Origin of the sequence: Xanthomonas sp. LF02-5 (genome assembly GCF_034105325.1) — a bacterium.
Lineage (GTDB): Bacteria > Pseudomonadota > Gammaproteobacteria > Xanthomonadales > Xanthomonadaceae > Xanthomonas_A > Xanthomonas_A sontii.
Map to the genome: position 1 here is coordinate 102,406 of NZ_JAXGGF010000008.1, position 20,544 is coordinate 122,949.

Annotated in this window: 17 protein-coding genes and 1 tRNA gene; 8 read left to right on the forward strand and 10 right to left on the reverse strand. The window is 70.0% G+C overall.

Annotation, left to right across the window (positions count from 1 at the left end; genetic code table 11):
- The first annotated feature begins 1 nt into the window (after position 1).
- On the forward strand, positions 2 to 1,267 hold the full coding sequence (gene ispG, locus SLW52_RS18800) for a flavodoxin-dependent (E)-4-hydroxy-3-methylbut-2-enyl-diphosphate synthase (protein ID WP_017909991.1): 1,266 nt from the start codon (positions 2 to 4) through the stop codon (positions 1,265 to 1,267).
- Complete coding sequence (locus SLW52_RS18805; protein WP_267099472.1) at positions 1,248 to 1,958, forward strand: phosphatase PAP2 family protein; 711 nt, start codon at positions 1,248 to 1,250, stop codon at positions 1,956 to 1,958. Before ispG ends, SLW52_RS18805 begins: the two co-directional genes overlap by 20 nt.
- Before the next feature lie 557 nt (positions 1,959 to 2,515).
- On the opposite strand, the gene SLW52_RS18810 is transcribed toward SLW52_RS18805, so the two are convergent.
- From SLW52_RS18810 to SLW52_RS18845, 8 genes are all read right to left on the reverse strand, one after another.
- On the reverse strand, positions 2,516 to 3,673 hold the full coding sequence (locus SLW52_RS18810; RefSeq protein WP_320740921.1) for a TPM domain-containing protein: 1,158 nt from the start codon (positions 3,671 to 3,673) through the stop codon (positions 2,516 to 2,518).
- Positions 3,674 to 3,675: 2 nt separating this feature from the next.
- The gene (locus SLW52_RS18815; RefSeq protein ID WP_320740920.1) at positions 3,676 to 4,365 is read right to left on the reverse strand and encodes an aspartate/glutamate racemase family protein; all 690 of its coding nucleotides are present in this window, start codon (positions 4,363 to 4,365) and stop codon (positions 3,676 to 3,678) included.
- A 130-nt stretch (positions 4,366 to 4,495) separates the two neighbouring features.
- Positions 4,496 to 5,350 (reverse strand): DMT family transporter, encoded by an 855-nt coding sequence (locus SLW52_RS18820; RefSeq protein WP_320740919.1) that lies wholly within the window; start codon positions 5,348 to 5,350, stop codon positions 4,496 to 4,498.
- A gap of 314 nt (positions 5,351 to 5,664) precedes the next feature.
- Positions 5,665 to 6,708 carry a UDP-N-acetylmuramate dehydrogenase gene (gene murB, locus SLW52_RS18825; protein WP_320740918.1) on the reverse strand — a complete coding sequence of 348 codons (1,044 nt, stop codon included), beginning with the start codon at positions 6,706 to 6,708 and terminating at the stop codon, positions 5,665 to 5,667.
- Positions 6,705 to 7,760, reverse strand: coding sequence for a quinone-dependent dihydroorotate dehydrogenase (locus SLW52_RS18830; RefSeq protein WP_152236845.1), 1,056 nt, complete (start codon positions 7,758 to 7,760; stop codon positions 6,705 to 6,707). The genes murB and SLW52_RS18830 overlap by 4 nt, the downstream gene beginning before the upstream one ends.
- Positions 7,761 to 7,768: 8 nt before the next feature.
- Entirely contained in the window at positions 7,769 to 8,542 is a 774-nt protein-coding gene (locus SLW52_RS18835) for a class I SAM-dependent methyltransferase (RefSeq protein WP_267084346.1), read from the reverse strand.
- A complete protein-coding gene (locus tag SLW52_RS18840) occupies positions 8,539 to 8,820 on the reverse strand; it encodes a DUF4190 domain-containing protein (protein ID WP_017913403.1) in 282 nt (93 codons plus the stop codon). The genes SLW52_RS18835 and SLW52_RS18840 overlap by 4 nt, the downstream gene beginning before the upstream one ends.
- 66 nt (positions 8,821 to 8,886) lie before the next feature.
- Positions 8,887 to 10,419 (reverse strand): aldehyde dehydrogenase family protein, encoded by a 1,533-nt coding sequence (locus tag SLW52_RS18845; protein WP_017909982.1) that lies wholly within the window; start codon positions 10,417 to 10,419, stop codon positions 8,887 to 8,889.
- Positions 10,420 to 10,589: 170 nt separating this feature from the next.
- Between SLW52_RS18845 and SLW52_RS18850 the strand changes: the two genes are divergently transcribed.
- The 5 genes from SLW52_RS18850 (at position 10,590) to thrC (ending at position 17,588) form a co-directional block, all read left to right on the forward strand.
- A tRNA-Arg gene (locus tag SLW52_RS18850) sits at positions 10,590 to 10,666 on the forward strand.
- 415 nt (positions 10,667 to 11,081) lie between these two features.
- Complete coding sequence (locus SLW52_RS18855; protein ID WP_226980490.1) at positions 11,082 to 11,414, forward strand: hypothetical protein; 333 nt, start codon at positions 11,082 to 11,084, stop codon at positions 11,412 to 11,414.
- Between the two features lie 545 nt (positions 11,415 to 11,959).
- Positions 11,960 to 14,404, forward strand: coding sequence for a bifunctional aspartate kinase/homoserine dehydrogenase I (gene thrA, locus SLW52_RS18860; protein ID WP_267094167.1), 2,445 nt, complete (start codon positions 11,960 to 11,962; stop codon positions 14,402 to 14,404).
- Positions 14,405 to 14,415: 11 nt separating this feature from the next.
- The gene (locus SLW52_RS18865) at positions 14,416 to 15,369 is read left to right on the forward strand and encodes a homoserine kinase (RefSeq protein ID WP_295931353.1); all 954 of its coding nucleotides are present in this window, start codon (positions 14,416 to 14,418) and stop codon (positions 15,367 to 15,369) included.
- Between the two features lie 917 nt (positions 15,370 to 16,286).
- Positions 16,287 to 17,588: a threonine synthase gene (thrC, locus tag SLW52_RS18870; protein WP_320740917.1), complete on the forward strand. Its 1,302-nt coding sequence runs from the start codon at positions 16,287 to 16,289 to the stop codon at positions 17,586 to 17,588.
- Positions 17,589 to 17,625: 37 nt separating this feature from the next.
- Here thrC and SLW52_RS18875 read toward each other — a convergent pair whose 3' ends face one another.
- Positions 17,626 to 17,940 (reverse strand): hypothetical protein, encoded by a 315-nt coding sequence (locus SLW52_RS18875; protein WP_017912246.1) that lies wholly within the window; start codon positions 17,938 to 17,940, stop codon positions 17,626 to 17,628.
- Positions 17,941 to 18,243: 303 nt separating this feature from the next.
- Complete coding sequence (locus tag SLW52_RS18880; RefSeq protein WP_017912245.1) at positions 18,244 to 18,999, reverse strand: helix-turn-helix domain-containing protein; 756 nt, start codon at positions 18,997 to 18,999, stop codon at positions 18,244 to 18,246.
- A gap of 111 nt (positions 19,000 to 19,110) precedes the next feature.
- Between SLW52_RS18880 and hisS the strand changes: the two genes are divergently transcribed.
- The gene (gene hisS / locus SLW52_RS18885) at positions 19,111 to 20,511 is read left to right on the forward strand and encodes a histidine--tRNA ligase (protein ID WP_152181163.1); all 1,401 of its coding nucleotides are present in this window, start codon (positions 19,111 to 19,113) and stop codon (positions 20,509 to 20,511) included.
- Positions 20,512 to 20,544 lie beyond the last annotated feature (33 nt).

Below are 20,544 nucleotides of genomic sequence, written 5' to 3' on the forward strand. Positions count from 1 at the left end.
CATGTACGATGCCGTCAGCCGCCCCACGCCTCCCGCCGATGCCGCGCCCTGGGCGCGCCGTCTCACCCAGCCGGTCCGCATCGGCGGCGTCACCATGGGCGGCGGCAAGCCGGTGGTGGTGCAGTCGATGACCAATACCGACACCGCCGACGTCGCCTCCTCGGTCAAGCAGGTGGCCGAATTGTGGCGCGCCGGCTCGGAACTGGTGCGCCTGACCGTCAACAATCCCGAGTCGGCCGCGGCGATCCCGCGCATCGTCGACAAGCTGCGGATGATGGGCATCGAGGTGCCGCTGATCGGCGACTTCCACTACAACGGCCACCAACTGCTGGCGGCGGAGCCGGCCTGTGCCGAGGCGCTGGCCAAGTACCGGATCAATCCCGGCAACGTCGGTTTCGGCAAGAAGAAGGACACCCAGTTCGCGCAGCTGATCGAGTTCGCGCTGAAGTACGACAAGCCGGTGCGCATCGGCGCCAACTGGGGTTCGCTGGACCAGGCCCTGGCGGCGCAGCTGATGGACGAGAACTCGCGGCGCGAGGTGCCGTGGGATGCCGGCCGGGTGCTGCGCGAGGCGCTGATCCGCTCGGCGCTGGACTCGGCCGAGCGCGCGGTGGAGCTGGGCCTGGGCCGGGACCGCATCGTGCTCAGCTGCAAGGTCAGCGGCGTGCAGGAGCTGATCGCGGTGTACCGCGACCTGGCGCAGCGTTCGGACTTCGCCCTGCACCTGGGCCTGACCGAGGCCGGCATCGGCAGCAAGGGCATCGTCGCCTCCAGCGCGGCGCTGGCGGTGCTGCTGCAGGAAGGCATCGGCGACACCATCCGCATCTCGCTGACCCCGGAGCCGGGGCAGTCGCGCACGCAGGAAGTGATCGTCGCCCAGGAACTGCTGCAGACCACCGGCCAGCGCGCCTTCACTCCGCTGGTCACCGCCTGCCCGGGCTGTGGCCGCACCACCTCCGAGTTCTTCCAGGAGCTGGCCAAGGTGGTGCAGAACCACGTCCGCGCGAAGATGCCGGAGTGGAAGGTGACCCATCCCGGCGCCGAGAGCATGACCCTGGCGGTGATGGGCTGCGTGGTCAACGGGCCGGGCGAGTCGCGCCACGCCAACATCGGCATCTCGCTGCCGGGCACCGGCGAAGCGCCGGCCGCGCCGGTGTTCATCGATGGCGAGAAGAAGGTGACCCTGCGTGGCGAGAACATCGCCCATGAGTTCGTGGCGTTGATCGACGAGTACGTCGAACGCACCTATGTCCGCCGCACCGGGTGAGTCCGCCGCCGAGGCAGCCGGCCTGCGCCGCTGGCTGCGGCTCAATGCCTGGCGCGTGTTGCTGCTGTTCGCCGGAGTCCTGCTGCCATTGGGCGTGTTCGTGGCCCTGGCCGACGAAGTGCATGCGCTGGAAGACCTGTATTTCGACGAGCCGCTGCTGTGGAGCATGCGCGGCCTGACCAGCCCGGGTTGGGACCGCTTCTTCACCGTGGTCACCGAGGCCGGCTATCAGTACGGCGTGATCCCGCTGGACACGCTGATCGTGCTGGTGCTGCTGGGCCTGCGCCGCTGGCGCGAGGCGCTGTTCGCCGCGTTGTCCTTCATTGGCTCGGCGCTGCTGAACATGGGCGCCAAGCAGTTCTTCCAGCGCGACCGGCCCAGCCTGTGGGAGTCGATCGCGCCGGAACACCACACCTTCAGTTTCCCCAGCGGGCACGCGATGGGCTCGATGACGCTGGCGGCGGTGCTGATCGCGCTGAGCTGGCGTACCCGCTGGCGCTGGCCGGTACTGTGGCTGGCCGGCAGCTTCACCCTGCTGGTCGGGGTGTCGCGGGTGTACCTGGGCGTGCATTACCCCTCGGACATCCTCGGCGGCTGGAGCGCGGCGCTGGTGTGGGTGGTGGGGCTGTACTTGCTGCTGTTCCGCGGCGAGCGCCGGCCGCGCTGGCGCGCGCGGCGCGCGTTGGCATGATTTTCAGTACGCCGCCAATCCACACTGCTGGCGCTCGCTGTGCCGTCGCCTCCAAAACCTGCGAAGGATGAACACATGACCAGATCCGAGCGAGCGTGTCAGATTTGGGCAGTGCTGGCGTGGGCGGCACGCCATCGCCAGTCTTTAACCTACTCCCAGTTGGCCGCACTCACGGGCGCACATCGCGCGGGTCTCGGTCAGCTACTTGAGCCTATTCAGTCGTATTGCTTGCTAAATCAGCTGCCCCCGCTCACAGCGATAGTCGTACAGCAGGAGTCGGGTTTGCCGGGAAGCGGCTTTATTGGGGCCACTGCAGAAGAGTTGGGTAGGGCGCAAATGGCGGTTTTCGGATGTGACTGGCTCGCGCATGGCAATCCTCAGCCTGAAAGGTTCGAAGCTGCTGTTCGCGAACGTCCGTCCAATGGAGAGAATTGATTTCTTCCGCCTCATGGTGCGGGCAGCGCTTTATGTAAGTGCAAAGCGGTCCACTCACTATTTGTAAAACGGGAGAAGTATTTCCTCTGCTGATGTTGCTCGAGCGTTCGCTGCAGTCTCCGCTACCAGCTCGAACTGGCGCCGCCGCCGCCGGAACTGCCGCCGCCGGAGGAGGAGTCGCTGCTGGAACTGGAGGACGAGGAGGATGAGGACGATGCCGCGGACTCGGCCGCGGCGCGTTCCCTGGCGGCTTGAGCGGCATGGTAGCTGGCGGTGTAGGCGAACACGCCGGGCGCGGTCTCGGCGATATGGCCCTTGCGGATCAGCGCATTGCGCCGCCGTGCGAGCGCCTGCAGGAAGCGGCTGTAGCGCTGCGGCGAGCGGTAGCGCTGCGCGGCGATGGCCAGGGTCAACACCAGGATCAGCAGTTCCAGCGCCAGGAAGATCACCGTCATCGTCATCGACCTGGCCGACAGCAGCACCACGAAGATGCCGGGATTGGCGCTCAGGAACAGGCGGATGAACCACGCCCAGAAACCGCCGCGCGCGGTGTCCTGGACCAGTTCCTCGGGCTTGTCCGACAGGCGCGGATGCCGCCGAAGCAGACGCCTGCGCAGATAGCCGGTCCAGGCCTGGCGCAGCGGCAGCAGCAGCCACACCAGCGCCAGCAGGCCCGCCCAGGCGACGGCGCCGCGCTGCCAGTGCATGCCGTCGTCGGCCGCTTGCGCCAGTTCGGCGACGGCGGCGGGATCCTGCGCGGCGGCGCGGCCCATGAAGTCGAACGCGGCGACGATCGCGTCGGCGGTATCGCCCTGGCGCAGGCGCGGCGCCAGGTAATCGTCCAGCGCGTGCCGGGCGACCACGTCGGGCAGCGCGCCCTCCAGGCCGTAGCCGACTTCGAAGCGCGAACGTCGGTCCTGCATCGCCAGCACCAGCAGCAGGCCGTTGTCGCTGCCTTGCCGGCCGAGCCGCCAAGTGCGGAAGGCGCGCTCGGCCAGAGCCTCGATCGGTTCGTCCTGCAGCGACGGCACGATGTAGACCGCGCCCCAGATGTGCTGGCGTTCGCGCAGGCGCTGCAGTGCCGCGTTGATCCGCTGGGTGTCGTCCGCACTGAGCGTGCCGGCGGGGTCGACCACGTTCGGCGTGTAGGGCGGAATGGCGACGGCGCAGCGGCCGAGCGCCGGCCACAGCAGCAACGCCAGCACCAGCAGGGCGCTCAGCCGGAACGGCGTCCAGCCGCGCGGAACGCTGGCGGCGGCATGTGCGGCCTGGCTGCGCATCGCTAGGCCAGGCTGTACAGGGCGGCGGCTCGCGCGTGCAGCGCGGTCGTGTCGAACAGCGGCACCGCCGCGTCGGCAGGGCCGACCAGCAATCCGATCTCGGTGCAGCCCAGGATCACCGCCTCCGCGCCTTGCGCCTGCAGCCCTGCGATCACCTCGCGGTAGCGCAGCCGCGACGGCGCCTGCACCACGCCCTGGCACAGTTCCTCGTAGATGATGCGGTGCACGTCCTCGCGCGCCGGCGCATCCGGGATCAGCACGTCGAAGCCGCGCCGTTGCAGCCGTTCGCGGTAGAACGCCTGCTCCATGGTGAAGCGCGTGCCGAGCAGGCCGACGCGGACGATGCCGGCGGTCTGCAACGCATCGGCGGTGGCATCGGCGATGTGCAGCAGCGGCAACGGGACCGCGGCGGCGATCGCGTCGGCGACGCAGTGCATGGTGTTGGTGCACAGCACCAGGAAATCGGCGCCGCCGGCCTGCAGCGCGCGCGCCGAGGCTGCCAGTGCGGCCCCGGCCGCATTCCAGTCGCCGTCGCGCTGGTACTGCGCGATCTCGTGGAAGTCCACGCTGTGCAGCAGCAGCTTGGCCGAGTGCAGTCCGCCCAACTGTGCGCGCACCGTCTCGTTGATGTGCCGGTAGTAGGGCAGGGTGGATTCCCAGCTCATGCCGCCGATCATGCCGATCGTCTTCATCGTGCGTCGCTTGCCGCCATGTCGAGTGCGCAAGGATGGTAGCGGCATCGGTCGCGTGCGGCGACCGCGCGCTGTGCCTGTGTCGGCGATCGTCGGGACGCCGCGGCGCGACGCGGCGTCACGCGCACCGCTAGGCGTCCAGGGTCGGCGGCGTGCCGGCCCCGGCGCACGCTGCGCGCCGTGCCAGCACCGCCTCGCGGTGGGCGATGTAGGCGTTGGCGCCGAGGATCACCAGCGCGCCCAGCACGGTACCGCCGTCCGGCGTCTCGTCGAACAGCCACCAGCCGAACAGCGCCACCAGCGGCAGCTGGGTGAAGCTGATCGGAGTCAGTGCGGAGACCTCGCCGAGGCGCAGCGCATGCGTCCACAGCAACTGGCCGAGGGTGCCGAACAGGCCGGTGGCCAGCAGCCACAGCCAGTCGATGCCGTGCGGCCAGCGCCACACGAACAGCGCCGGCAGCAGCGACATCGGCACCCAGAACGCATAGGTGTAGAACACCACCGTGTTGGCGGCGTCGACCCGCGCCAGTTGCTTGATCTGGATCGCGACCAGGGCGCTCATCACCGCGGCCAGTACCGCCACCAGGGTGCCGGGGCTGAACGCGGCGGCGCCGGGACGCACGATCAGCAGTACCCCGACGAAGCCGCACAGCACCGCCAGCCAGCGCCGCAGGCGCACCGTCTCGCCCAGCCACAGGGCGGCGGCCAGGGTCGCGAACAGCGGGGTGGAGTAGGACAGCGCGATCGCCTGCGACAGCGGCAGATGCCCGATCGCCCAGAACCCGGCCAGCATCGACACCAGGCCGATCGCGGTGCGCAGCAGGTAACGCGGCAGTTGCGCGGTGCGCGGCCACGGCCGGCCCGGCCGCAGCAGCATCGGCAACAGGAACAGCAGGCCGAACAGGTTGCGGAAGAAGGCGATCTGCAGCGTGGACAGCTGCGCGGACGCCAGCCGGATCGCGACCACCATCAGTCCGAAGGCCATGGTGCTGGTAGAGCGTGTTATGCCCTTCGAGCCGAGTGCGAAGCGGACTGTGGCGCGTTGAGACAAGGCGTGCGCCGTGGCCCAGGCTAGCCGCCTGGGCAAGGCGCGCAACGCAGTCTCGGCGTGCCACAGGCCGCTTCCCTACGGGTTGGCCGTCCGCGGCGCGGAGCCGGCGCCGCGCGGTTTGCCTTGGCGCCAGCCAAGGCCGCACCACGCGACACCATCTCCGCACCGCGGACGACCAACGCATCTCGGCTCGAAGGGCATAACACGCTCTGACATCAGCAGCGCCGCGCGCAGCGGCGTGGGCGCGGCTACCACTGTGCGCCGACGATGCGCGGCTCCGGCTCAAGGATGACGCCGAAGCGCTCGCTCACCGAAGCGGTGATGCGCCGCGCTAGTTCCAGCAGCTCGGCACCGCTGGCTTGGCCGTGGTTGACCAGCACCAGCGCGTGCGCGGCGGACACGCCGGCGTCGCCGTCGCGGTAGCCTTTCCAGCCGCAGGCCTCGATCAGCCACGCCGCCGACAGCTTGCGCTGGCTGTCGTCGTCGCCGGGAAACACCGGCAGTGCCGGGTGTTCGTGCTGCAGCGCCAGTGCCTGTTCTAGCGGCAGCAGCGGGTTCTTGAAGAAGCTGCCGGCGTTGCCGAGCACGTCCGGGTCGGGCAGCTTGCGCCGGCGGATGTTGATCACCGCCTGGGCCACGTCGGGTGCGCCGGGGGTGGCGATGCCCATCGCCTGCAGTTCCTCGCCGATGCCGGCGTAGTCCAGGCGCAGCGCGTGCAGCCGCGGCAGGTTGAACTCCACCGCGGCGATCAGGTAGCGGTCGGGCTGGCGCTTGAACACGCTGTCGCGGTAGCCGAACTCGCAGGCGGCCGCGTCCAGCCGCACGAAGCGCGCATCGGCGCGGTCGTAGGCCTCGACCACGTGCACGAACTCGCCCATCTGCGCGCCGTAGGCGCCGATGTTCTGGATCGGCGCGGCGCCGACCGTGCCGGGGATCAGCGCCAGGTTCTCCAGGCCGGACAGGCCCTGCGCCAGCGACCACATCACCAGCTCGTGCCAGCCTACGCCGGCGCCGGCGCGGACGATCGCGTAGTCGGCGCGGTGCTCCAGGGTGTCGATGCTGCGGTTGGCGAAGCACAGCACCACCCCGGGCGCGTCGCCGGCGAACAACATGTTGCTGCCGCTGCCCAGCGGCAGCAGCGCGGCGCCGGCCAGCTCCGGCGCCAGCAGCGCCTCGGGCAGCGCCTCGGGCGCGAAGATCTGCAGCAGCCACGGCGCCTGCGCGGCGACGTGGAAGGTGTTGAGCGCCTGCAGCGGCGCCTGCGCGGTGAGCGACCAGGCCGTCGTGCTCATGAAACGACCACGTCCCCGCGGCTGGGCGCTTCGCGGCGCCGGCGCATCGCCTCCACGCACTCGCCGATCAGTTCCGGCCCGCGGAACACCAGCCCGCTGTAGCACTGCACCAGGGCGGCCCCGGCGGCCATCTTCGCCACCGCATCGGCACCGGAGAGGATGCCGCCGACGCCGATCAGCGGGATGCTCTCGGGCAGGCGCGCGCGCAGCCGGCGCAGCACCAGGGTGGACTGGCCCAGCAGCGGCGCGCCGGACAGGCCGCCGCTTTCGCCACCCAGCGGTTCGTGTTCCAGGCCGGGGCGGGCGACGGTGGTATTGGTGGCGATCACCCCGTCCACCTGCAGGTCCGACAGCACCCGCGCCGCCGCGTCGATGTCGCTGTCGCTCAGGTCCGGCGCCACCTTGACCAGCATCGGCACGCGCTTGCCGTGGCGCGCCGCCAGCGCTTCCTGCGCCTCGCGCAGGCGCGCGATCAGCTGCCGCAGCGCCTGTTCCTCCTGCAGCTCGCGCAGGCCGGCGGTGTTGGGCGAGGAGATGTTGACGGTGACGTAGTCGGACAGCGCATAGACCTTTTCCAGGCAATGCAGGTAGTCGGACGCGGCGTCCTCGTTCGGGGTGTCCTTGTTCTTGCCGATGTTGATGCCGAGCAGGCCGCGCCGGCGCCGCGCGCGCTCGACGTTGCGCACCAGCGCGTCCACGCCCAGGTTGTTGAAGCCCATGCGATTGATCACCGCCTGCTGCCGCGGCAGCCGGAACATGCGCGGCTGCGGATTGCCGGCCTGCGCGCGCGGGGTGACCGTGCCGATCTCGACGAAGCCGAAGCCCAGCGCCAGCAACGCGTCGATGTGCTCGCCGTTCTTGTCCAGGCCCGCAGCCAGCCCGACCGGGTTGGGGAAATCCAGACCGAAGGCGCGCGTGGGCATCGGCGCGATCGTGCGCGCCAGCAGCGGATTGGTGCCGGTGCGGTAGGCCAGCTCGATCGCGCGCAGGCCCAGGGCATGCGCGCGCTCGGCGTCGAAGGCGAACAGGAACGGTCGGGCGAGGGAGTACATGGCGTGGCTCAGTTCAGCGTCCCGGCGAAGGCGCGGGTGCGGTAGTGGAACGCGACGACGCCGTCGCGCTGGTGCCGGTCGAACAGCGCGCGCAACGCGTCCAGCATCGGCGCATGCTGCGGGTGGCCGGGCAGCGGCGCGTAGGAGGAGGACAGCAGGCGTCCGCGCAGCGCCTCGAAATCCATGCGCTGCGCGTTGGGGAACTGCGCGGTGCCGCGCAGGCCGGCGCCGAACCAGCGCTGCATGGTGGCATCGTCGTGGTAGCGCTCGGCCACCGCGCTGTAGTCGGTGCCGTACTCCAGCAGCAACTGCTCGTAGTCTTCCAGGAACGGCGTGGCGTCGAGCAGGCGCGAGTTCCAGTACACCAGCGCCAACCCGCCCGGACGCAGCACGCGTGCCCATTCGCGACGCACCGCCTCCAGGTCGAACCAGTGGAAGGCCTGCGCGGCGCTGACCAGGTCGACGCTGGCATCGGCCAGGGTGGTGGCCTCGGCGCTGCCGTCGATGGCGCGGAAGCCCGGCAAGTCCCGCAGCAGCGCCACTGCGGCCTCGCGCATCGCCGCGTTCGGCTCCACGGCCAGGGTCGGATGCCCGGCCTGCAGGAACAGGCGCGTGGAAATGCCGGTGCCGGCGCCGATGTCGGCGACCAGCGCATCGTGCGCCACGCCCAGCTCGCCGTGCACCCAGTCCAGCAGCGCCGCCGGATAGCTGGGGCGGTAGCGCACGTAATCGGCGACGCGGTCGCTGAAGCGTTCCCGCGGCGCGGCGGCGTCCCGGCTCACGACTGGGTGCTGGCGAACCAGGCCAGCCCGCCGAAGAACAGCACGAAGGCCAGTACCGCCAGCACGGCCAGCACCACCGCTGCCCAGCCCAGGATCAGCCCGCCCACCGCCAGGCCATCGCCCTGGAAGCGCTGCGGCTGGCGGCGGATCTCCGCCCGGGCCAGATGCCCGGTGATGATCGCGCCGAGGCTGCCCAGTACCGGCATCAGGGTCCAGCCGAGGATCCCGGCGACCAGGCTGACCACCGCCAGGGAATTGGTCTCGCGCACCTGACTCATCGCTGTCGCTCCTTGCAGAAGGAAAGGGGCGGCGGCCGCAGGGTGCGGGCCGCCGCGTTCGCCGCGTTACAGATCGAACTTGATGCCCTGCGCCAGCGGCAGCGAATCGGAGTAGTTGATCGTGTTGGTCTGCCGGCGCATGTACACCTTCCACGCGTCCGAGCCGGATTCGCGGCCGCCGCCGGTGTCCTTCTCGCCGCCGAAGGCGCCGCCGATCTCGGCGCCGGAGGTGCCGATGTTGACGTTGGCGATGCCGCAGTCGCTGCCGGCCGCGGACAGGAACTTCTCCGCCGCCTTCAGGTTCTGGGTGAAGATCGACGAGGACAGGCCCTGCGGCACGCCGTTTTGCATGTCGATGGCCTCGTCCAGGGTGCTGTACTTCATCACGTACAGGATCGGCGCGAAGGTTTCGTGCTGGACCACTTCATCGCTGTTCTTCAGGCCGGTGACGATGGCCGGCAGCACGAAGTTGCCCGGGCGGTCCAGCGCGGTGCCGCCGGTCTCGATGGTGCCGCCGGCGGCCTTGGCCTTGGCGATCGAGTCCAGGAACTGCTCGACCGCGCCGCGGCTGTTCAGCGGGCCCATCAGGTTGGCCGGGTCGGTGGGGTCGCCGATCTTGCCTTCGACCTGCTTGTAGGCCTTGACCAGGGTGGCCAGCACGGTGTCGTAGATCGATTCGTGCACGATCAGCCGGCGCGTGGTGGTGCAGCGCTGGCCGGCGGTGCCGACGGCGCCGAACACGATGCCGGGCACCGCCAGCTTCAGGTCGGCGCTCTCGTCGAGGATGATCGCGTTGTTGCCGCCCAGCTCCAGCAGGCAGCGGCCCAGCCGGCGCGCGCACTTCTCGGCGACGACGCGGCCGACCTGGGTGGAGCCGGTGAAGCTGATCAGCGGGACGCGGGTGTCCTCGACCAGGCGCTCGGACAGGGCCACGCCGGCGTCGTTGATCAGGAAGAAGATGTCCGGGAAGCCGGCGTCGCGCAGCGCCTCGTTGCAGATCTTCATCGACGCGATCGCGGTCAGCGGGGTCTTGTTGGACGGCTTCCAGATGCAGATGTCGCCGCAGATCGCCGCCAGGAACGCGTTCCAGCTCCACACCGCGACCGGGAAGTTGAACGCGCTGATGATGCCGACCAGGCCCAGCGGCTGGTACTGCTCGTACATGCGGTGGCCGGGGCGCTCCGAATGCAGGGTGTAGCCGTACAGCATGCGGCTCTGGCCGACCGCGAAGTCGGCGATGTCGATCATCTCCTGCACTTCGCCGTCGCCTTCCGGCTTGCTCTTGCCCATTTCCAGCGCGACCAGCGAGCCCAGTGCGTCCTTGTGCTTGCGCAGCGCTTCGCCGCACAGCCGCACCGCTTCGCCGCGGCGCGGCGCCGGGGTGGTGCGCCAGACCTTGAACGCGGCCTGGGCGCGGGCGATCACCGTTTCGTAGTCCTGCTCGGTGGTGGCCTGGACGTCGGCGATGATGTCGTTGCTCGACGGGTTGAGCGGCTGCAGCACGCCGGCGCCGGTGGCGCTGGACCACTCGCCATTGCCGAGATAGGTGCCGGAGTTGGTAGCGGCGAGGCCGAGCGCCTTGAGCAGGTCAGCGGACATGGAATCTCCTGGGTTCGTTGCGACAGGGAAGGCGACCGCAGGCGGGGGACGCGGGACGCGAAGCCGCCAATTTTAGCAGACCGGACGCATCCGGCCGCCGCCGCTGGCGGGGGCGGCTGGCGAGCGCAAAAAAACGCATTGGCATGCCGTAGAATCCCCGCCAGGCCAATGGCCCCGTAGCTCAGCTGGATAGAGCGGTCCCCTCCTAAGGGACAGGTCGTGCGTTCGAATCGCGCCGGGGTCACCATTTCGTGCATGCCGTCCGCCGCGGCCGCGGCGCCGCCAGCGGCCATCGCGTTGCCTGCCCATCCATCCTGCGCAGCGGCCGCGATGGTGAATCGCGCGGTGTCCGATCTGTCTGCATAACGTCCTCTACACCTTGTGCCGACGCGGCCTGAGCATCGTCCTGCGTAGGCTGCGTCCGTCGGCCACTGCGCTTGGCGGCGATTCGCGCCGCGAACTCTACGTATTGCAGTGCCGATGGACGACGAGGACGGAGTCGCCTCCGCCACGTCCGCCACAAGCGTCCCGACCGCAACTCCGTGCGGCGGGACGATCGCCGCCGCGCATCGGCGGTCCTGATCGCCTCGGGCCTGGCGTGATCGCCGGCTTGCCGGCACGCCCGCAGCGATTCCCACCCCTATGCGAAGCAGGAGTCACAGATGAAAACAGCAATGAAGATGGTCCTGGTCGGTTCGATGCTGGCTGCGCTTGCGGCTTGCAAGCGCGACGGCGACCAACCGGCCACCGATCCGAATGCGGCCAACCCGCCCGCAGCGGCCGACGGCAGCCCGGCAGGCGGCAGCACCGCCCCGGCTGGCACCACCAGCGGCGATGCCAGCGGCACCGCGACCGGGCAGGGCACGATGCAGGGCCAGGACGCGTCGCAGGGCGTACCGCCGACCACGACGTCTCCGACCAGCCCGACTACCCCCCAGGATCCTGCCAACCCGGATCCGCAGCAGCCGCCGCCGACCGATCAGAAGCAGCAGTAAGGGTTGCGCAAAACGCGCGGCGCCGGCGGCGTCGCGCGTTCCCTGCGCGCCGATCGCGCAGGCCTGCATGGACGGCGTTGCGTGTCGCTCGGCGCACCCTGCTTGGTGGCCTTAACGTGGTGTTTCCTGGCTTGGCGCGATAGTCACTTTTGCAACCGTTTGCCAGGGCCGCAGCGCCGATGCTGCGGTCGCACACGCGGCGCTTGACAGCGCCCCGGCGCATGATGTCCTCTTGCGTCCATGCCTCTGGTCTTCGCCCCTATCGCCATCTCGCTTCCGCGCTCGCTTCGGCACGCGGCGGGCGCTGCTGCGGGCATTACCACCGGTATTACCACCCTCACCATTCGCCCGGTGCGGCCCGTCGTCTTCGTCTGATCGTCGAACACCACGGCCCCGCACCCGGATCAGGATGCGGGGGAATCCCTCAGCCTGATGCGAGCGGGGCCTCCACTCCGAGGTCTTCCATGTCGCCCCCCGCCGTCGCTCCTGCTGTCGCCGCTTCGCCTGATTCCGCCGTCGACCCCGCGCTCGCCGCCGCCACCGTCGTGCACAAGTTCGGCGGCACCTCGGTGGCCGATGCCGAACGCTACCGTCATGTCGCGCAACTGCTGTTGGCGCGCCCGGAACGTCTCCAGGTCACCGTCGTCTCGGCGATGAAGGGCGTCACCGATGCGTTGATCGGCCTGGCCGAACTGGCCGCGCGCGGCCACGGCGACTGGCGCGAGCGCTGGCACGAAACCCGTGCCCGCCATCGCGCCGCCGCAGTGGCCTTGCTCGGCGAACATGCCGGCGCCACGGTCGAATGGCTGGACGCGCGCTTCGAGCACCTGGCCGAGATCCTCGCCGCGCTGGCGGTGATCGGCGAACTGCCGCGGGAAGTGCTGGACCGCGTGCAGGGGTTGGGCGAGGTGTACTCGGCGCAGTTGCTGGGCGACCACCTGCGTGCGCTGGGCGAGGAGTGCGCGGTGCTGGATGCGCGCGAGGTCTTGGTGGTCGACCGCGGCGAACTGGGCGTGGACGTGGACTGGTCCGCCAGCGCGCAGCGCCTGGCGCAATGGCGCGCGGAGCACCCGCAGCCGCGCATCGTGGTCACCGGCTTCGTCGCCCGCGACCGCGCCGGCCGCATCACCACCCTCGGCCGCAACGGCAGCGACTACTCCGGCGCGATCTTCGCCGCGCTGTTCGACGCCGCCGAGCTGCACATCTGGACCGACGTCGACGGCGTGCTTTCGGCGGACCCGCGGGTCGTGCCCGAAGCGGTGCAACTGGAAACGCTCAGCTACGACGAAGCCTGCGAACTGGCCTATTTCGGCGCCAAGGTGGTGCACCCGCAAACCATGTCGCCGGCGATCGAGCGCGGCCTGCCGATCATCATCCGCAACACCTTCCAGCCCGAGCACCCGGGCACCCGCATCACCGCCAGCAGCGCCACCAGCGGCCCGATCAAGGGGCTGACGCTGAGCCCGGACCTGGCCGTGCTCAACCTCGAAGGCACCGGCCTGATCGGCGTGCCCGGCACCGCCGAGCGCGTGTTCGCCGCACTGCGCAACGCGCGGGTGTCGGTGGTGATGATCTCGCAAGGGTCGTCCGAGCATTCCATCTGCTGCGTGGTACGCCAGAACGAGGCCGAACGCGCGCGCGACGCGGTGCTCTCCGCGTTCGCCCACGAACTGGTGGTGGGCCAGGTGCAGCGCGTGCAGTTGACCACCGGCATCAGCGTGCTGGCCGCGGTCGGCGACGGCATGACCGGGCAGCCCGGCGTGGCCGCGCGCCTGTTCGAGTCGTTGGGCCGCGCCCAGGTCAATATCCTGGCGATCGCGCAGGGCTCGTCCGAGCGCAACATCTCGGTGGCCATCGACAGCGCGCACGCGACCAAGGCGCTGCGCGCCGCGCATGCCGGCTTCTGGCTGTCGCCGCAGACCTTCTCGGTCGGCGTGATCGGGCCGGGCAACGTCGGTGCGGCGCTGCTGGACCAGTTGCGCGCCGCGCAGCCGCAACTGCTGGCCAAGGCCAACCTCGACCTGCGCCTGCGCGCGGTGGCCTCGCGCAGCACGATGCGCCTGGAGCCGCGCGCCTTCGCCGGCGACTGGCGGCAGGCGCTGGCCGCCGGCCAGCAGCCGACCGATCTGGACGCGTTCACCGCGCACCTGCTGTCGGCGCATCTGCCGCATGCGGTGATCATCGACTGCAGCGGCAGCGCCGACGTCGCCGACCGCTACGCCGGCTGGCTGGCCGCCGGCATTCACGTGGTCACGCCGAACAAACAGGCCGGCGCCGGGCCACTGCCGCGCTTCCACGCCATCCGCGCCGCGGCCGCCGCCAGCGGCGCGCGCTTCCGCTACGAAGCCACGGTCGGTGCCGGCCTGCCGGTGATCACCACCTTGCGCGACCTGGTCGATACCGGCGACGCGGTTACCGCGATCGAAGGCATCTTCTCCGGCACCCTGGCCTGGCTGTTCAACAAGTACGACGGCAGCGTGCCGTTCGCGCAGCTGGTGGCCGAGGCGCGCGGCATGGGCTACACCGAGCCGGACCCGCGCGATGACCTGTCCGGCACCGACGTGGCGCGCAAACTCGTCATCCTGGCGCGCGAGGCAGGGCACGAACTGAGCCTGGAGGACGTGGCGGTGGAAAGCCTGGTGCCGGAAGCGCTGCGCCAGGCCAGCGTGGACGACTTCATGGCGCGCCTGCACGAAGTCGATGCGATGTTCGCGCAGCGTCTGCAGGCGGCCAGGGCGCGCGGCTGCGTGCTGCGCTATGTGGCGCGGCTGGCGCCGGGCCATGCACCCAGCGTGGGCCTGGTGGAACTGCCGGCCGACCATGCCTTCGCCAATCTGCGTCTGACCGACAACGTGGTGCAGTTCACCACCCGCCGCTACTGCAACAATCCGCTGGTGGTGCAGGGGCCGGGCGCCGGCCCGGAAGTGACCGCCGCCGGCGTGTTCGCCGACCTGCTGCGGGTCGCGGCGGGCGAGGGCGCGCGCCTGTGAGCCGGATGCAGATGCTGGCAGAGAGCGCCGCAGGCCCGGCCGCGCTGCCGACGCAGGCAAGCGCGTTCGCGCCGGCCTCGGTGGCCAACGTGGCGGTGGGATTCGACCTGCTGGGCTATGCGGTGGAAGGTGTTGGTGACACGGTGACGGTGCGCCGTATCGACGCGCCGGAGGTGCGTATTGCCGCGATCCGTGGCACCACCGTGGCCTTGCCATTGGAGGCCGCACGCAACACCGCCGGTGCCGCGTTGATGTCGCTGCGCGAGGCGTTGGCGCTGCCGTTCGGCTTCGAACTGGAGATCGACAAGGGCATCCCGCTCAGCTCCGGCATGGGCGGCTCGGCCGCCTCGTGCGTGGCCGCGCTGGTGGCGGCCAATGCCTTGCTTGCCGCGCCGCTGTCGCGCGATGCACTGTATCGGTACGCGCTGGACGGCGAGGCGGTGGCCAGCGGCAGCCGCCACGGCGACAACCTCGGGCCGATGCTGCTGGGTGGGCTGGTGTTGTCGACCCTGGAGCGGCTGGTGCCGGTGCCGGTGCCGAGCGGCTGGCACAGCCTGCTGGTTCATCCGGACGCGACGCTGGAGACGCGCCACGCGCGTGCGGCGCTGGCAGGGGAATACCGGCTCGGCGAGTTCGTGGCGCAGAGCGCGAACCTGGCGTTGGTGCTGGCGGGCTGCCATGCCGGCGCCGAGGCGCTGGTGCGCGCCGGCCTGCGCGACGTGCTGATCGAGCCGCGGCGCGCGCCGCTGATCGTCGGCTTCGACGCGGCCAAGGCGGCGGCGCTGGCGGCGGGGGCGATGGGTGCGGGCATTTCCGGCGCTGGTCCGAGTGTGTTCGCCTGGTTCGCCAGCCGTGCCGAGGCGGAGGCCGCGGCGCCGGCGGTGCAGGCGGCCTTCGCGGACGCTGGTTTTGGTAGCCAGCACTGGGTGTCGCCGTTGCAGTGTCCGGGTGCGGCGTTGCTGTAGCCACTTATTGGAGCGGTGCGTTGTCCGCGCCGCTGTTGCTGTTGCCAATTTCGAATTTGCTTTTGTTGTCGCTGTCGCTGTCGCTGTCGCTGTTGCTCTGATCGTTGCTTTGCTTTTGCTTTGCTTTTGCTTTGTTGTTGCTGTTGCTGTTGCTGTTGCCGTACCGGGTTCCCTTCCGAAGCGGCGGCCATCGCGGGGAAAAACCCGAAAAGGGCGGCGTACATGGATGTACGCCGTCCGCGGCAGGGGCAGGATGCCCCTTCCGCGGATCCCCGCGATGGACGCGGACCCGGAGCGCGCAGCGCGGAGGGCGCGAGGCAGGGCGCGCTTTCTTTTGGTTACCTTTTCTTTGCGCGAGCAAAGAAAAGTAACTCGCCCGCAAGGGCGAAAGCCTTTGCTGTTGCTGATGCTTTTGCTGTTAAAGCTCTAAAGCTTGAAGCAACAGCAACAGCTTTCGCCTGTCGGCGAGTCACTTTGATCAGCCTTCGGCTGCTGAGGAGCGCTTCTTTGCTTGTGCAAAGAAAAGTAACCAAAAGAAAGCACACCCCGCAGCGCGCCCTCCGCGCTAACGCGCTCCGGGTCCGCAGCCACGACGGGCATTTTTCGACGGCACTTGTCCGCTACGCGGCCAAGCCCGGGGCAGGCGCCTCACGGCGCCAGCCCGTTCGCCGGGGCGAAGCAGTGCTTCGCCTTTGTCCGGCTCACCCATGTGCCGGCGAAAAACGACGCGCATCCTGCGCGTCGCCCTTGGGGTATTCGCCCGCCGCGGCTGCCGCGCCGAGGGGCCCCCGGTAAAGCAGAAGCGCAACAGCCAAAGCAAGAGCAACAGCAAGAGCCAGAGCCAAAAGCTAACGCAAGAACCAAAGCCAGAGCCAGAAATGCCAGTGCGACCGAATTCCCCTGCCACCGGAACCACCATGAACTTCATCTCCACCCGTAACGCCGCTCCCGCCGTTTCGCTCAGCCAGGCCATCGCCGCCGGGCTCGCCCCCGATGGCGGCCTGTACGTCCCCGAGCGCCTGCCCGCCGCCCGCGACCTGCGCGCCGGTGCCAGCCTCGCCGAGACAGCCGCGGACCTGCTGGCGCCGTTCTTCGATGGCGACGCTCTGGCTGCGGAACTGCCGGCCATCTGCGCGGAGGCCTTCGACTTCGCCGCGCCGCTGCAGCCGCTGGCCACGCCCGGCGACCACGCGCTGGAGCTGTTCCATGGGCCGACCGCCGCGTTCAAGGACTTCGGCGCGCGCTTCCTGGCCGCCTGCCTGACCCGGCTGCGGCGGGGGGCGGAAACGCCGTTGACCATCCTCGTCGCCACCTCCGGCGATACCGGTGCCGCGGTCGCGGCCGCGTTCCATCGCCAGCCCGGGCTGCGCGTGGTGGTGCTGTATCCGGACGGGCGCGTGTCGCCGCGGCAGGCGCACCAACTCGGCTGCTTCGGCGACAACATCCACGCCCTGCGCGTGGCCGGCTCGTTCGACGATTGCCAGGCGCTGGTCAAGCAGGCACTGAACGACGCCGACCTGCAGGCGCAGGCGCCGTTGAGTTCGGCCAACAGCATCAGCCTGGGGCGCTTGCTGCCGCAGATGAGCTACTACGCGCATGCAGCGCTGCAGTACCATGCCGCGCATGCGCAGCCGCTGAACTTGGTGGTGCCCACCGGCAACCTGGGCAATGCGCTGGCCGCGATCCTGGCGCGTGAGCTGGGTGTGCCGCTGGGCCGGATCGTGCTGGCGACCAATGCCAACCGCGTGCTGCCGGATTTCTTCGCCGGCGCCGATTATGCGCCGCAGCCCAGCGTGGCGACCCTGGCCAATGCGATGGACGTCGGCGCGCCAAGCAATGTCGAGCGCCTGCGCTGGCTGTACCAGGGCGACGACGCCACGCTGCGCACCCAGTTCCAGGCGTACTCGGTGGACGATGCGCAGATCCGCCAGACCATCGGCGAGCGCTTCCGCCGCTACGGCGAGGTGCATTGCCCGCACACCGCCACCGCGCTGCACGTGCTGCAGCAACTGCGCGCCGAAGGCGCGGAGGCCGACGCCGGCGATTGGGCGGTGGCGGCCACCGCGCATCCGGCCAAGTTCGAGGGGGTGGTGGAGCCGCTGATCGGCCAGCCGGTGGCGGTGCCGCCGGCCTTGGCGGCGCTGCTGCAGCGGCCCGCGCAGGCCGAGCCGATCGCGCCGGACTACGCGGCGCTGCGCGCGCGGCTGCTGGCCGGCTGAGCAGCGCAGGCCGGGGCGCGCGAGCGCGCCCGACGGCTCAGTCGGACGGCTGCAACCGCTGCCAGGCGGCCAGGACGATGCCGCGGACCTGCAGCCAGTCCAGGCGCGAGCGCGGATGGTCGCGCAGGAACACGTCGCGCAGTTGCGCGACCACCTCTTCCACGCGCTGGCCGTGGTACTTGAGGTAGGCATCGTAGGCCAGCTTCAGCGCCGGCTCGTAGTCGTGGAACGTGTAACCGGGCTGATGGAAGGGGCTGTGTGCGTAATGCGCCTTCCAGAACTCCAGTTCGCGCTCGCGGTCCAGCATCACGCAGGCGCGCGAGGCGTGTTGCATCTCGATGGCGACGGCCATGTTGGCCCTCCGAGTGGTCCCCCCACCGGCACCGCGGCGGCGCCGCAGGTGTGTTGCGCACGCAGTGTATGCCGGTCGGGCGTCGCCGCCGCGATGGCCGGCTGAAGCGTTCAGAGCTGGCGGTGCGGCAGTGCTGCACGCGGCAGCAAACCGGTGATCGGTTGGCCGCCGGCGGGCGGGCGCTGCACGGTTGTCCACACGCGATGTGGAGCGTTGCTCTGGAATCCTGTGGATAAGTGGCCAGGCACCGCATGGCGTCGGTGCCTGGATCGGCGTGGCGAAAAAATCGCCACGCCGGTCCGCTCAGTCTTCGTCCGACGCCAGCCGGTGCAGTGCGGCGAAGTCGCGAATCTCCACCACGTGCAGTTGCGGCAGCGCGATCAGGCCCTGCTGGCGCAGCTTGGTGAAGGTACGGCTGACCGTCTCCATGGTCAGGCCGAGATGGTCGGCGATGTCGCCGCGGCCCATCGGCAGCACCACCTTGTTGCCAGCATCGCCCTGGCGCGCCGCGCGGGCCGCCAGCTTGAGCAGGAAGTCGGCCAGTTTCTCGGCCGGCTGCAGCCGCGCCAACGACAGCGCCGCGTCCTGCGCCGCATCCAGCTCCAGGCAGGCGCGTTGCAGCAGCTTGCGCTCCAGGTGCGGGAACTGCGTGCGCAACTGCTGCATCTGCGCCACCGGCACCCGGCACACCCGGCTGTCGGCGATGGCTTCGATATCGTGGCGGTGCCTGGCCGATTCGCTCAGGCCGACGTAGTCGCCGGGCAGGACGAAACCGGCCACCTGGCGGCGTCCGTCGGCAAGGGTGCGGACCAGGCGCAGCGCGCCGGCGGTGACGGTGTAGACCGCCTGCCGGGCCTCGCCGGTGCGCGCCAGAGTGGCGCCGGCGGCGTAGTGCAGCGAGGTCGTGGCCCGTTCCAGCGCCTGCACCTCGTCGCAGGCCAGCGCCGAGCAGATCGCCAGGTGGCGGACCGCGCAATGCAGGCACTCGTTGCCGCGCGGTTCGCGCGGGGCGGACGCGTCGGCGTAGGGCAGGGCGAATCCGGAAGGAGGCCTGTTCATGGGCGGGGCAGCGGCTTCGGCACAGGCGAATGATACGCCGATGCGGCCGCGCGTGGCCGGTGCGGCTAGAATTGGCGTCCCGCTCGCCCCCGAATCGCAGGAGTTCCGCACGTGATCAAGCCCCGTACGCCGCCCGGCATCATGGAATTGCTGCCACGCGAGCAGATCGCGTTCCAGCGCATGCTGGACGTCATCCGCCGCAATTACGAGCGGTTCGGGTTCCTGCCGGTGGAGACGCCGGTGTTCGAGCTGTCCGACGTGCTGCTGACCAAGTCCGGCGGCGAGACCGAGCGCCAAGTGTACTTCGTGCAGTCCACCGGTGCGCTGGCCAATGCCGCGGCCGAGGGCGGCGAGGGCGGGCTGCCGGAACTGGCGCTGCGCTTCGACCTGACCGTGCCGCTGGCCCGCTACGTGGCCGAGCACGAACACGAGCTGAGCTTCCCGTTCCGGCGCTACCAGATGCAGCGCGTGTACCGCGGCGAACGCGCCCAGCGCGGCCGCTTCCGCGAGTTCTACCAGTGCGACATCGACGTGATCGGCAAGGATGCGCTGAGCATCCGCTACGACGCCGAGGTGCTGGCGGTGATCCACGCGGTGTTCGCCGAACTGGGCATCGGCGATTTCGCCGTGCAGTTGAACAACCGCAAGCTGATGCGCGGTTTCTTCGAGAGCCTGGGCGTGGCCGAGGGCGAGCGCCAGCTCGCGGTGCTGCGCGAGGTCGACAAGCTGGACAAGCGCGGCGCCGACTACGTGCGCGAGACATTGATGGGGGAGGGGTTCGATCTGCCTTTCCCCAAGGTTGCCGAGATCCTAGCTTTCGTCGCAGTGCGTTCCAAGAGCCACGAGGATGCGCTGGCGCGGCTGCGTGAGCTGGACGAGTGGGATCGCGCCACCGCGACCCTGCGCGAGGGCGTGGCCGAACTGCGCGAGGTGCTGGCCCTGGTCAAGGCGCTGGGCGTGCCGGAGACCGCGTACTGCCTCAATTTCTCCATCGCCCGCGGCCTGGACTACTACACCGGCACCGTCTACGAGACCTTGTTGACCGACTACCCGCAGATCGGCTCGATCTGCTCGGGCGGCCGTTACGAGGATCTGGCCAGCCACTACAGCAAGTCCAAGCTGCCCGGCGTGGGCATCTCCATCGGCCTGACCCGGCTGTTCTGGCAGTTGCGCGAGGCCGGGCTGATCGACGGCATCGCCTCCAGCAGCGTGCAGGCCATGGTGGCGCTGATGGACGAAGCCAAGCTGGACGACGCGCTGGACATCGCGCGGCGCCTGCGCGCCGGCGGCATCAACACCGAAGTGCAGATGGAGCCGAAGAAGATCGGCAAGCAGTTCCAGTACGCGGCCCGTGCCGGCATCCGCTTTGTGGTGCTGGCCGGCGACGACGAGCTGGCGCGCGGGGTGGTCGCGGTCAAGGACCTGCTGCGCGAGCAGCAGTTCGAGATCGCCCGCGACGAACTGGCCAGCACGCTGCAGGTGGAGCTGGAGCAGGCCAAGGTGATGGCCTGAGTCTGGCGGCGGCGGCCGGCAACGGCCGCCGCG

Bases quoted from the DNA above. Each gene is read 5' to 3' on its own strand.
- SLW52_RS18880 (WP_017912245.1), bottom strand. From the start codon at position 18,999: ATGAACAGGCCTCCTTCCGGATTCGCCCTGCCCTACGCCGACGCGTCC.
- SLW52_RS18815 (WP_320740920.1), bottom strand. From the start codon at position 4,365: ATGAAGACGATCGGCATGATCGGCGGCATGAGCTGGGAATCCACCCTG.
- SLW52_RS18820 (WP_320740919.1), bottom strand. From the start codon at position 5,350: ATGGCCTTCGGACTGATGGTGGTCGCGATCCGGCTGGCGTCCGCGCAG.
- SLW52_RS18845 (WP_017909982.1), bottom strand. From the start codon at position 10,419: ATGTCCGCTGACCTGCTCAAGGCGCTCGGCCTCGCCGCTACCAACTCC.
- thrC (WP_320740917.1), top strand. From the start codon at position 16,287: ATGAACTTCATCTCCACCCGTAACGCCGCTCCCGCCGTTTCGCTCAGC.
- SLW52_RS18805 (WP_267099472.1), top strand. From the start codon at position 1,248: ATGTCCGCCGCACCGGGTGAGTCCGCCGCCGAGGCAGCCGGCCTGCGC.
- SLW52_RS18830 (WP_152236845.1), bottom strand. From the start codon at position 7,760: ATGTACTCCCTCGCCCGACCGTTCCTGTTCGCCTTCGACGCCGAGCGC.
- SLW52_RS18840 (WP_017913403.1), bottom strand. From the start codon at position 8,820: ATGAGTCAGGTGCGCGAGACCAATTCCCTGGCGGTGGTCAGCCTGGTC.
- SLW52_RS18865 (WP_295931353.1), top strand. From the start codon at position 14,416: ATGCTGGCAGAGAGCGCCGCAGGCCCGGCCGCGCTGCCGACGCAGGCA.
- murB (WP_320740918.1), bottom strand. From the start codon at position 6,708: ATGAGCACGACGGCCTGGTCGCTCACCGCGCAGGCGCCGCTGCAGGCG.
- SLW52_RS18875 (WP_017912246.1), bottom strand. From the start codon at position 17,940: ATGGCCGTCGCCATCGAGATGCAACACGCCTCGCGCGCCTGCGTGATG.
- SLW52_RS18855 (WP_226980490.1), top strand. From the start codon at position 11,082: ATGAAAACAGCAATGAAGATGGTCCTGGTCGGTTCGATGCTGGCTGCG.
- ispG (WP_017909991.1), top strand. From the start codon at position 2: ATGTACGATGCCGTCAGCCGCCCCACGCCTCCCGCCGATGCCGCGCCC.
- SLW52_RS18810 (WP_320740921.1), bottom strand. From the start codon at position 3,673: ATGCGCAGCCAGGCCGCACATGCCGCCGCCAGCGTTCCGCGCGGCTGG.